The 11271-nt window shown below is 73.0% G+C and carries 10 protein-coding genes and 2 pseudogenes; 5 read left to right on the top strand and 7 right to left on the bottom strand.

Annotation, left to right across the window (positions count from 1 at the left end; all coding sequences use genetic code 11):
• Together KS423_RS25880 and KS423_RS25885 are read right to left on the bottom strand one after the other, a co-directional pair.
• Positions 1-305, bottom strand: a pseudogene (locus tag KS423_RS25880) (S9 family peptidase); the annotation flags it as partial.
• A gap of 326 nt (positions 306-631) precedes the next feature.
• Positions 632-811, bottom strand: coding sequence for a hypothetical protein (locus tag KS423_RS25885; RefSeq protein ID WP_224282173.1), 180 nt, complete (start codon positions 809-811; stop codon positions 632-634).
• Positions 812-1591: 780 nt separating this feature from the next.
• Between KS423_RS25885 and KS423_RS25890 the strand changes: the two genes are divergently transcribed.
• Complete coding sequence (locus KS423_RS25890) at positions 1592-2830, top strand: triacylglycerol lipase (protein ID WP_224282174.1); 1239 nt, start codon at positions 1592-1594, stop codon at positions 2828-2830.
• Between the two features lie 10 nt (positions 2831-2840).
• Positions 2841-3869, top strand: a complete 1029-nt coding sequence (locus KS423_RS25895) for an alpha/beta hydrolase (protein WP_224282175.1) — start codon at positions 2841-2843, stop codon at positions 3867-3869.
• Positions 3870-4350: 481 nt separating this feature from the next.
• On the opposite strand, the pseudogene KS423_RS25905 reads toward KS423_RS25895, so the two are convergent.
• Together KS423_RS25905 and KS423_RS25910 are read right to left on the bottom strand one after the other, a co-directional pair.
• Positions 4351-4953 (bottom strand): annotated as a pseudogene (locus tag KS423_RS25905) (methyltransferase domain-containing protein); the annotation flags it as partial.
• A 7-nt stretch (positions 4954-4960) separates the two neighbouring features.
• Positions 4961-5164, bottom strand: coding sequence for a hypothetical protein (locus KS423_RS25910; RefSeq protein ID WP_224282176.1), 204 nt, complete (start codon positions 5162-5164; stop codon positions 4961-4963).
• Between the two features lie 410 nt (positions 5165-5574).
• Here KS423_RS25910 and KS423_RS25915 point away from each other — a divergent pair, with 410 nt between their 5' ends.
• From KS423_RS25915 to KS423_RS25925, 3 genes are all read left to right on the top strand, one after another.
• Complete coding sequence (locus tag KS423_RS25915) at positions 5575-6348, top strand: class I SAM-dependent methyltransferase (RefSeq protein ID WP_224282177.1); 774 nt, start codon at positions 5575-5577, stop codon at positions 6346-6348.
• 161 nt (positions 6349-6509) lie between these two features.
• Positions 6510-7130, top strand: a complete 621-nt coding sequence (locus KS423_RS25920; protein WP_224282178.1) for a TetR/AcrR family transcriptional regulator — start codon at positions 6510-6512, stop codon at positions 7128-7130.
• Positions 7127-7765, top strand: coding sequence for a VC0807 family protein (locus tag KS423_RS25925; RefSeq protein ID WP_224282179.1), 639 nt, complete (start codon positions 7127-7129; stop codon positions 7763-7765). The genes KS423_RS25920 and KS423_RS25925 overlap by 4 nt, the downstream gene beginning before the upstream one ends.
• A gap of 507 nt (positions 7766-8272) precedes the next feature.
• Here the strand turns inward: KS423_RS25925 and KS423_RS25930 are convergent.
• From KS423_RS25930 to KS423_RS25940, 3 genes are all read right to left on the bottom strand, one after another.
• On the bottom strand, positions 8273-9490 hold the full coding sequence (locus KS423_RS25930) for a glycosyltransferase (RefSeq protein ID WP_224282180.1): 1218 nt from the start codon (positions 9488-9490) through the stop codon (positions 8273-8275).
• Positions 9487-10287: a MerR family transcriptional regulator gene (locus tag KS423_RS25935; RefSeq protein WP_224282181.1), complete on the bottom strand. Its 801-nt coding sequence runs from the start codon at positions 10285-10287 to the stop codon at positions 9487-9489. The genes KS423_RS25930 and KS423_RS25935 overlap by 4 nt, the downstream gene beginning before the upstream one ends.
• A gap of 115 nt (positions 10288-10402) precedes the next feature.
• The coding region (locus tag KS423_RS25940; RefSeq protein WP_224282182.1) for a DUF6745 domain-containing protein at positions 10403-11271 on the bottom strand (869 nt) is incomplete at its 5' end.

The following is an 11271-nucleotide window of genomic DNA, read 5'->3' on the forward strand; positions in this document are numbered from 1 at the left end:
AAGGCGACGCCGTACGCCCGCCCGCGCGGCACGCCGTGCAGCGCCGCGCCGCCCGCTCCGCCGGCGAACGGCTCGCGCCGCCACCGCCCCTCCCCGGCACTGTCGGCGTCGAACCACCAGATGGCGTCGCCGTCCGGCTCGATCTCGCTCAGGTGGACGCCCCCCGGCCGGTCGGTGACCACCCGGCGCCGACCCGTCCTCAGGTCCCAGGCCACCGCCTGCCAGCGCTCCTCGACGAGCCGTGTCTCGACCGCGCGGTCGGCCGCCAGCGCGGCGAAGCCGGGGGACTGGAACGCCTGCGTCACGGACCCGGCCCTTCCGGCTCGATGGTGGGAACAGGCTGCGCTGAACGTCCCGAGGCCAGTGCACTGGTGTGAAGGTCCAGTGAACCGGCGTGAAGAAAAGGTCACTTGCGGAGGATCGCGGCCACTCTAGGGGGGAGCCGTGGCTGCGAACAGACCTTTCGCACAGTTGGCCGAAAGACGGCTGAGGTGAACACCGGCCGGCCCTGGTCCCGCCGGAGAGAGCCTGGCCGTGGATGGACGACGAGGTCGATCCGAACGATCCGCGCGTCCAGGCCGCCTCTACCACCCGCGGCCCGGTGGTCCTCGGACCGGAGGGCGGCCGGTCGTTACACGGCCCTGACCATCCCGGCATCCACCAGGTTGCCCAGCAGGGCACGGGTTGCGGTGCCCCCGATCCGTTCCACCAGACTGCCGACCGAGAACCCCCGGCCGTCGAGGTAGGGGTGCAGCAGGACCGCTGCCGCCCGGGGGATGGCGGAGATGAGATCGCCTCCCCCATCGTCCATACCGGCCTGCGACGGCTCGACGGCACCGGGAGGGCATCGGCCGTCGCCGCAACTCCCAGGGGTGGTGGGAGCGTTCGGGAAGGGGGCCGGCTCCGCCAAGGAGCGGAGCCGGCCGGGCGCTCCGGTGCGGACCGCCGTGACGGCGCGCCTGCGATACGAGGGGGGATGTCGCACGTGGGCGCGGGGAGACCTGTCAACTCCCGGTTCTCATCAGGCGGTCGACCCGGAGAGCGATGGAAGTGCCAGGGGCGGCGGACCGGGGCAGCGGACCTTCCGTGGCACTTCCATCGCGTTCGGTGAAGACCTTCCACCCCGATTCGATGACCCGTCAAGGCACATGCGCAATTTCTTTCACGCTCTTGCATCATGATCCGGCGGCAGAAAGTGCGACATTGCGCGAGATACCGGACGAATGTCCGCACGGCAGGAGGGGATGTCCGCGAGCCGGTCCCACACGGCAGCCGACACACTGAAAGGAGTTTCAGGGAATTTCACGCCCACAGGGATGACGCCGACGCAGCCACTGCGAGCCCTCCTGGGGCCGCACACCCCGTGGCCGCTCCACGAGGACGCCGAGCTCACCGGTGCGGATGGAGCCTTCGTCGGGGCCCGCATCCTGGCCAGGTGGGTGGCACCCACACCGGGATGACCAAGGTATGCGTCATCGCCATAGGGGTGGCACTCCGGCAACCGTAGCGTGTCACGCGCTGGACCTCGGCGTGGAGGAGTGAACACGGTATGTGGAGAAACGGACGTGGCAGACGAAGAGGATTGGGCTGGGTGCTCGCGGGCGTGCTGGCGCTGGTCGGCGCGGCCGTCCCGTCGGGGCCGGCCGCAGCCGCGGTGCCGTCCAATCTGACCCTGGAGGCGACCTACAGCAGCGTCGCCAACGGCTGGGACCGCGTCGAGCGGTACCTCGACACCACCCCCGGCTTCCGGCAGGAGCAGTACCCGCCGGACGGCCGCGGCAACCAGGACGGCCAGCGGCTCACCTTCTTCGGTGGCGTCAAGCAGCCCTTCTCCGGCCGCTTCCTGCTCTACTCGGCCCCGGGCTGGAACACCGGCGCGCACCAGGTCCCGGTGCTGCTGGTGCACGGCGCCAACGACAACCCGGACCGGGCCTGGGCCAACCCCGGCGAGTCCGGCGGCTACGGCTGCGGCGCCGCGTCCTGCCCGAGCACCGGGCTGATGCAGAAGCTGGCCGGGCAGGGCTACCGGGTCTTCGCGATCGGCTTCGCGCACAAGCAGGGCGACAACCTGATGCAGGCCCAGGAGGTCGGCGACGCGGTCGCACTGATCCGCGCCAAGCTCGGCGTCCCGCAGGTGGACGTGGTGGGCTGGAGCAAGGGCGAGATGTCCGCACGGGCCTACGTGTCCTCGGTCAAGCCCGCCTGGGGCCGCCCGTACGCGGGCGACGTGCGCAAGCTGATCACCCTCGGCGGCCCGAACGGCGGCTACGACTACCCCTTCGCGCACGGGTGGGCGCACGACTTCTCGATCTGGCCGCAGTGCGGCGGTGCGATCAACGCCCCTTCTCCGCACCTGCACATGACCTGCTACGGCACCTACACCGCGCACCCGGAGTTCTCCTTCACCCCCGCGAGCGGCTATGACAACTACCCCGGGCAGCGGCAGATGCTGGCCCGCTGGGACTCGGTGTTCGGCGTCGACCAGACCCAGCAGGACTGGTACACGACCTACTACGGCGGTCAGGGCTTCTACACCGACGGCGGCGGCATCCAGGCCGCGATCAACGCCGGCTCACTGATCGGCCCGCTGCAGCAGGCCGGGGTGCCCTCCTCGGTGACGGCGTACCTCCTGGCCGGCGGCACGCCCGACATCCTCGGGATCTTCAACGAGAACCGCGGCCCCAGCGACGGCGTGGTCTTCGTGTCCAGCGCGCTGGACACCACCGGCTTCGGCACCGTCGGCGGCACCGCGCTGATCGCCTTCGCCAACCACCTGGAACTCGGCTGGGACAGCGCGGCAAGCGCACAGGTCGCCGGCTGGCTGAACTGAGGACACCCGGATGATCACCGACCGACTGACAACAACCGACCGACTCACCGTGAACCACGCCGAGATCGAGGGCCGCACCGGGGAACCCGTGGTCCTGGTGCACGGCAACGTCTCCTCCGGCGTCTTCTGGCACTCGACCATGACCGCCCTCCCCGCCCGCTACCGCCCGCTGGCACCCGACCTGCGCGGCTTCGGCGCCACCGAGCCGCTGCCGGTGGACGCCACCCGGGGCCTGCGCGACCACAGCGAGGACCTGCTCTCCTACATCCGGGAGCTGGCACTCGGACCGGTGCACCTGGTCGGCTGGAGCATGGGCGGCGGTGTGGTGCTGCAACTGCTGCGCGACCACCCGGAGCTGGTCCGCTCGCTCACCCTGGTCAACCCGGTCTCCCCCTACGGCTTCGGCGGCACCCACGGCGTGGACGGACAGCTCAACGCGCCCGACGGCGCGGGCTCCGGCGCCGGCGGTGCGGCCCCCGAATTCGTCCGGCTGCTGCACGAGGGCGAACTGGGCGCCGAATCACCGTTCGCGCCGCGCTCGGTGCTGAACACCGCCTACGTCAGCGAGCCGCTGACCGAGTCGGACCACTACGTGACCGCGATGCTGACCACCCGGACCGGGGAGGACCACTACCCGGGCGACAGCCGCACGAGCGACGCCTGGCCGGGCTTCGGGCCCGGCGAACGCGGGGTGCTCAACTCGATGGCACCGACCCACTTCCGGATCGACGACCTGGAACTGGTCGAACCGAAGCCGCCGATCCTGTGGATCCGCGGCACGGCCGACGTGATCGTCTCCGACACCTCGCTCTTCGACCTGGCCCACCTGGGGGCCATCGGCGCCGTCCCGGGCTGGCCCGGCGCGGACACCTGCCCGGCACAGCCGATGGTGGCACAGACCCGCGCCGCGCTGGACCGCTACGCCGGCGCCGGCGGGCGGGTGCGCGAGGTCGCGGTCGAAGGAGCCGGGCACAGCGTGCAGTTGGAACGGCCCAAGGAGTTCCTGACCGCGCTGGTGGAGACACTGGACGGAGCCTGACACAGAGGCGGCGCCTGGCGATCGGCACCCACCGTCAACACTGCCGGCCCTCGGCAGGCCATCGCCAGGCGACCGTCGACCCCCGGGATCAGTCCACTCGTCCCGGATCGGCCTTGGTCGACCGCTTCGTTCCTTCACTACGGTCCGACTCATGCGCATTCGACTCGTCGACGCCTTCACCGACCGCCCCTTCCCCGGCAACCCGGCCGGGGTCCTGCTCCTCGACGATCAGCCTGGACTTCCCGACCTCACTCCTGACGCCCGTTCCGGTGCCAGACGGTCTGGCCGGGGCGCTGGGCACGGAGCCGGTCGCCGTCCACGACACCTCCGCCGACCTCGGCGACCTGGTGGTCGAACTCGCCGACGAGACGACCGTGCGAAACCCCTCCCCGGACCTCGCAGCCCTGACCACCGCCCGCCCTCCGCGACCGGGGGATCGTCGCGACCGCCGTCGCGGACACCCCCGCGGGCGCCTACCAGTGCCGATGTCCCGGAACTCCATCCGGAGTCGCTCGGACCGCAGGTCCACCACCTCCAGCCCGGCCGCCCACGCCTCGGCGCTCACCGGTTCGGGGCGGCGGCCCTCGCGGGCCTCCGGCTGCGGCCCGAGGAAGTGCTCGACCAGTTCGAAGACCGACGCCGGGCCCACGTGTTGGGCGAAGTGCGTGCCGCCGGGGCGCAGCACCCGGGCGATCTCCGTCCACCAGGCCCGCACCGGGTGCCTGCTGCTGACCAGGTCGAAGACCTCGTCGGCGAACGGCAGCGGCGGCTCATCCGGGTCCGCAACCACCACCACGCCCAGCGGGTGCAGCAGTTGCGTCGCGCGGGCCGGGTCGGGCCGCCGGGACTCGGTGGCCGCGACCACGGGCGGGCGCCCGCCCGGCCGTTCCGCGCCCGCGAGCACCTCGCCGCCACCCGTCTGGAGGTCCGGGGCCGCCGTCTCCGTACCCAACCGCCCGGCCGGCGGCCGCTGGTAACCCCAGGAGGGTCGCTCCTCGGTGGCCCGGCCCTCCAGCCAGGAGAAGTGCCAGCCGTCCACGGAAACGGACCCGGCCTCGGCTATCAGCTCTTCGAAGGTACGCATCTCCGCGTCATGGCGGCGACGGCGACGCCGGACCAGCGGACTTCCCGCCCGGGCGCTCCGTCGGTCGAGGAGTCGACAGGTACCGGCGGACGGCGCCGACCCGCGCCTCCAGGCTCCCGGCCGCGATCAGCCCGCTCACCGGCTCCGCACCACCGCCGTCCGCCTCGAACGCGATCAGCACGCCGGCCTCCTCCCCGCCCTGCCGTTCCACCAGCCGCCGCTCCTCGGGCGTGGGCCGGCGGAACACCGGGTCCTGGAAGGACCCCGGTCACCGGCCCGACAGGCCAGTGTCGTTCGCCGTCGCGGCGAAGCGGCGGTCCGTCCGGCCGGGACTCGTCCGGCGCCGTGCCATGTGCCCTCCCCCTCGGCAGCTCCGAAAACCGGTACTCCGCGCCGGTCCGCCCGGGCGAGGATAGTGCCATGGCGAGCGAACCGGTCCCCGCGTCCCGCTCGGTCACGGTGCCGTGACCAGGCCCGGGCGCCATGCCCACCGCCTTTCCTCGTCCGGGCCGTGACCGGGCCCGGGCGTTGTGCCCACGGCGCTTCCCCCGTCCGTTCCCCGCGCGCCCCGACGCTCCCGATTGCCGCTCACCTCGACGCCCCTGTGGAGACCCTGACACCATGACCCAGTCCGCCCTCGGCCGCTTCTACGACGATTTCGCCGGCGACTACCACCTCCTCTACGCCGACTGGAACGCCTCGCTCGCCCGCCAGGGCGCCGCGCTGGACTCCCTGATCCGTGCGGGCCTCGGCGACGGCCCCGCCGAGGTGCTGGACTGCGCCTGCGGCATCGGCACCCAGGCGATCGGCCTGGCCTCCCTCGGCCACCGCGTCACCGGCACCGACCTCAGCCCGGTCTCCGCCGCCCGCGCCACCGCCGAGGCCGCCGAGCGCGGCCTCCGGCTGCCCACCGCTGCCGCCGACATGCGGGAACTCCCCTTCCCGGACGGGCGGTTCGATGTCGTCGTCTGCGCCGACAACGCGCTGCCCCACCTGCTCACGGCCGCGGACGTGCGCGCCGCGCTCGGTGAGATGCGGCGGGTCCTTCGCCCGGGTGGACTGCTGCTGGTCACCGCGCGCCCGTACGACGAGCTGCGCCGTGCCCGGCCCGGCTCCACTCCTCCGCAGACCGCCGAGCACAGCGGTCGACGGTCGGTCGTCTTCCAGCTCTGGCAGTGGCACGAGGACGGCGAGCGGTACGACCTGGAGCTGTTCCGGCTCCTGCCGGACGACTCCGGCCAGTGGCAGGTCGCCGTCCGCCGCTCCACCTACTGGGCACTCACCCAGGACCAGCTGAGCGCCTTCGCCACCGAGGCGAACCTGACCGGCATCCGCTGGGAGCAGCCCGTCGACACCGGATTCTTCCAGCCCGTCCTGATCGCCCGGGCACCCTGACCTGCGTCGGCGAGGCGGTCTGCGATTGCCGGCCGCTGCCGGGAATCAGCCCCGCCGTATCCGGGCGCGGATGCGGCGGGGCTCTTTGCGGTCATGATTTTGCCGACCCGTGTTAATTTTTACTCATGCGAGTAAATCCTGACTCCGCCCCTGCCGGTCCCATGCCTGCCCACGGCTCCGGCCGGAGCCTCACCACCGACGCCCGGCGCACCCAGATCGTCGCCGCCGCGATCGAGACCGTCGCCGAACTCGGCTACGCCCGGGCCTCGTTCGCACAGATCGCCAAGCGGGCGAAGCTCTCCAGCGTGCGGCTGATCTCGTACCACTTCCAGGACAAGGAGGATCTCTTCCAAGCCCTCGTCGACACCGTCCAGGAGGGGGCGCGGGCCTTCATGCAGCCCCGCATCCATGCCCGTGCCGAGCCCGTCGCACAGCTGGCCGCTTACATCGAGGCGAACCTGGAGTTCCTGGCGGAGCGCCCGGTCGAGGTGCGGGCGCTGGTGGACGTCCTCGCCAACGCCCGTCGGGAGGACGGCAGCCCGCTGGTCAGCTCGGCCGGCTTCGACACCCCCATGGCGCTGCTGGTCCGGCACCTGCGCGACGGACAGCTCAGCGGTGACTTCCGGCCGTTCGACGCCGAGGCGATGGCCACCGCGATCCGCGCCTCGATCGACGCGGCCGCCAACCGGCTGTCCACCGGGGCCGACTTCGACGCCCGCGCCTACGGGCGCGAGCTGGTCGCCCTGTTCACCCTCGCCACCAGGAACGAGGAGACGAAGTGACCGTCCACGCCGCCCCGCGCCGAACCGCCGTCCTGTTACCCCTGCTGATCGACCTCGGCCTGCCGCTCGCCGTCTTCTACGGGCTGCGCACGGCGGGCGTGGAGCAGTGGTGGTCCCTGCTCTGGTCAGCCGCCGTACCAGCCGTCACCGTGGTGGTACGGCTGGTCCGGACCCGCCGCGTCGACTTCCTGGCCCTGCTGATCCTCAGCATGATCACCCTCGGCCTGGTGCTCTCCGCGCTCACCGGCGACGCACGCACCCTGCTGATCCGCGAGGCCTGGACGGGCATGCTCGGCGGACTCCTCGGAATCTGGCTGCTGGCATCCGTCGGCTACGGCCGGCCGGCTCTGATGCTCGTCTTCCGTTCCTTCGTGCGGGCCAAGGCGGGCGAGGAGGGGCTGCGCGCCTGGGAGGAGCGCTGGGAGCAGGATCCGGCGTTCCGTCACGGTGCCCGGGTGCTCACCGCGGTCTGGGGCACGGCCAGCCTGCTCAACGCTCTCGCCCAACTGGCCTTCGCGTACCTCCTGCCCATCGATGCCGCCCCGGCGGCCATGAACCTGAGCTGGCCGGTGATCGCCGCGCCGCTGTTCGTCTTCCACCTGGTGTACACCAAGCGCCACGGCCTGCGGGCCTGACCGGAACGGGCCGAGCCGTGACCGCCGTGACCATCAGAACCACCGCGACCACCGCGGCCACCGCAGCCACCGCAGCCACCGACCGACTGCTGGACATCGGACTGCCCGCCCGTCCGCTGACTCCGCCGGATCAGCCTGAGCGCCGTCCCACCCGCGCGCCGAGATCTTCGACACCCGCTTCCTCCACGACGCCCACACCGGACGCGCGCCCCAGGGCCTCCGGCAACTCGCCCGTGCCATCCGCCGCTTCCGCTGCGACGACGTGGCACACCTCGTCACCTGTCCGACCCTCCTCCTCGGCTGCGCGACCGATTCCCTCGTCCCGGGCCAGACACCCGCCCCATCACCTCCTCCGAGGTCCGGAACAACACACCGTCCTCACCGCCGCGCAGGGCGTCGGCGACCGCTGCGCCCCCATGGCACCGCAGTTGCGCAACACCGTGCTGCTCGACTGGCTGGAGCGGGCCCTGGCCTGAGGCCCCCGCAGTGGCCCGTTCCCCGCCTCCCCTACCGGCCCAATGCCGCCACCGCCTCCGCGACCCGGCCCGCACCGTCCTCCTTCGCCATCGCGCGGGCCACCTCCTGCGCCCGGTCCCGCAGCCGCCGCTGCTCGACGGCCTGACGGATGGCCTCCGCCAGCCGGTCAGCGGTGAGGTCGGCGAACCGGACGGGAGCGGTGGCGGCACCGAGCCGGGTGAGCCGACCGGCCCAGAACGGCTGGTCCGCCGTCACCGGGACCGGGACGCTCGGCACGCCCGCGCGCAGCGTCGCGGCCGCCGTGCCCGCACCCGCGTGGTGCACGACGGCCGCCATGCGGGGAAACAGCCGCGCGTGCGGCAGTTCGCCGACCGTCAGCACGTCGCCACCCTCGCCGGCGATCCCGGCCCAGCCGGCCTGCACCACGCCCCGGACGCCGGCCCGCCGCAGGGCCTCCGCCGCCAGGGCGCTCAGCCGCTCGCCCTGCCCCGCCGCCATGCTGCCGAAGCCGATGAACACCGGCGGCGGACCGGCCTGCAGGAAGTCCTCGACCTCGGCCGGGAGGCAGTAGTCCTCCGCCACGTGCGGCCACCAGTTGCCGACCACCCGCAGCTCCTCCCGCCAGTCGGCCGGGCGCGGTACGACGGTCGGGCTGAAACCGTGCAGCACCGGCCAGTGCGCCCGCTCCACAGCCTGCCGGCGCGCGGTCTGGGAGAGCGCCGGAAGGCCCAGCCGCGACCGCAGCCGGCGTGCGGTCTCGGCGTGCAGGCGGTCGACGACCCGCTGGCCGAGCGCCCCCGCCGCCCGGTTGCCCCAGCTCCCCAGCGAGCGCCCGCCTCCGACGACCGGCGGGAACTCTCTCGTCGGCAGCGTGGGTTGCAGGTAGACCCCCATGCTGGGGGCGTCCATCGCCTCCGCGAGGTGCCAGCCCAGCGGCGCGGTGGTGGTGCTCAGCAGGAGCAGATCGGCGCCGGGCGCCGCAGCGTCCGCGAGCCCGTCACCCAGCTGCCCGATGAACGCCGCGGCCCGGGCGAGCAGTTCCGAGCGCCCGGTCGTCGACTCGGTGCCCGCCCCGCGCGGATCGACCGGGAGCGGGCGGAAGGCGAGGCCGCTGCCGACCACCAGCTCGCGGAAGGTCTCGGGCGCCGCTAGCACGACTTCGTGCCCCTCGCGGCGCAGGTGCCCCCCGAGACCGGTGTAGGGGGCGACGTCGCCGTGCGATCCGGCGGCCATGGCGAGGATCCTCATCGGGCCACCTCGTCGAGGTCGCTCTCGTTGCGGCGCTCGGCGTTGGCTCCGATGGCAGCACGGAGGTAGCCGGCCAGGCCCGGGCGCTGCTCGGCCGGCGGGACGACGAGGGCGAAGGCCCGGGCGTCCGCCTCGTAGTCGTCGGCGATCCGGCAGTGCATCTCCGGTGGGCAGGGCGTGAACCACCGGGTGATGTGCTGCCGGTGCTGCTCGGCGAGGTCGAGCACCGTCGGGTGGTCGACCGGCAGCCCCTCGTCGAAGGCCTCCAGCAAGCGGCCGCGCCACTCGGCGGCCTCCGCCATCAGCTGCTGCCAGTCCTCCTTGGAGTGGGTGGCGGCGCGGGCCAGGGCCTCCTGGTGGCTGTCCCGCTCGCCCCACTTGAGGTGGGCGTCGGCCGCGTAGCTGAGGTCGAAGACCACGTCCCCGAAGACCTCGAAGCGCTCGTCCGGCGTCAGCTCGACACCCCCGGTGCGCTGGACCTCGATGGCCCGTTCGGCGACATCGACCAGCTTCTGCAACCGTGCGATCTGCTCGCTGAGTGCCTGTCGTCTCGCCAGCAGGTGGTCGAGCGCGTTGGCCTGCGGATCCGCCAGGATGTCGGCGATCTCGTCGAGTGGGAATCCGAGCTCCCGGTAGAAGAGGATCTGCTGGAGCCTGGCGAGGTCCGCACCGTTGTAGAGCCGGTACCCGGCCGGGCTGCGCTCACTGGGCGAGAGCAGCCCGGACCGGTCGTAGTAGTGCAGGGTCCGGATCGTGACCCCGGCGAAGCCGGAGACCTGGCCCACCGACCAGCTCATGCGTCCCTCCGATCGTCCGTGCGTTCGCTGCGCCCCCACCGTGCGGCCTGACGTGGGGTAAGGGTCAACACGCGCAGCTCAGGGGCCTGCTCCGGATGCCGGAGGGCGCCTGCGATCAGGTCTCGCGCTGCGGGTGGTAGGCGCTCTCGGGTATGCCGAAGGTCCAGGCGACCCCGGCGCGCGCGGTACGGGTGCTCGGGGGGACGCGCAGCCAGTAGGTGCGGTGGGTGCCGTCCGGCTCGGGGGTGGAGTTGACCACCTCGACCATCACCACCGGCTCGTCGTCGGGCAGGACGATCCGCCAGAGCACACCGGTCTCGTCCCGGTGGACGGGCTCGGCGCCGGAGTCGGCCAGGTAGCGCTCGTAGCCGTAGTGCTCCAGCAGGACGCGGCGCAGCTCGGCGTTCTCCTCGGTGCGGATCCGTTCGACGGTCACCTCGGCCAGACCGGCCAGGAACTCCGGCGGGACGGGCATACCGCGCCAGGCGTGCAGGGCGAAGCCGTCGGCGTACTCCAGGGCGGGCCCGTCCGCCCGGTCGAGCCGTCCGGCCTCGTCGCGGTGCAGGGTGGTCGGCCGCTCGCTGAGCAGGGCCACCTCGCGGTACGGCCACCACCAGCCGACCTCCCGGGCCAGCTCGGCGAGCGGTGCGACGGCGTCGGCGCTCGCCCCGGCGGCCTCGAAGGCGGCGAACCACGGCGCGTCGTGCTGGCCGCGCACGGCGTCCAGCAGAGCGAGCCGGACGGTGGTGCGACGGGCCCGGGCCTCCTCGGCCACGGCGACGTCGGCCTCCCGGTCGGCCTCGGGGGCGAGCCGGTCGAGCACGGCGTTGCGCAGCCGGTCGGCGAGCGGGGTGGTGACCGGGCCGAGCTCGCCGCCGGTGAGCGCCCAGTGGCCCGCCCACCCGGTGGTGCCGACCCGCTCGACGGCCCGTCGCCGGGCCTCCTCCCAGGGCCGGGTGCGCACGGCCTCACGCACGCTCTGCG

The sequence above is a fragment of the Streptomyces sp. LS1784 genome, assembly GCF_020103755.1.
Taxonomy (GTDB): Bacteria; Actinomycetota; Actinomycetes; order Streptomycetales; family Streptomycetaceae; genus Kitasatospora.

Excerpts from the sequence above, each read along its gene's own strand:
- KS423_RS25915 (WP_224282177.1), top strand. The coding sequence starts at position 5,575 with ATGACCCAGTCCGCCCTCGGCCGCTTCTACGACGATTTCGCCGGCGAC.
- KS423_RS25885 (WP_224282173.1), bottom strand. The coding sequence starts at position 811 with ATGGACGATGGGGGAGGCGATCTCATCTCCGCCATCCCCCGGGCGGCA.
- KS423_RS25930 (WP_224282180.1), bottom strand. The coding sequence starts at position 9,490 with ATGAGGATCCTCGCCATGGCCGCCGGATCGCACGGCGACGTCGCCCCC.
- KS423_RS25935 (WP_224282181.1), bottom strand. The coding sequence starts at position 10,287 with ATGAGCTGGTCGGTGGGCCAGGTCTCCGGCTTCGCCGGGGTCACGATC.
- KS423_RS25895 (WP_224282175.1), top strand. The coding sequence starts at position 2,841 with ATGATCACCGACCGACTGACAACAACCGACCGACTCACCGTGAACCAC.
- KS423_RS25920 (WP_224282178.1), top strand. The coding sequence starts at position 6,510 with ATGCCTGCCCACGGCTCCGGCCGGAGCCTCACCACCGACGCCCGGCGC.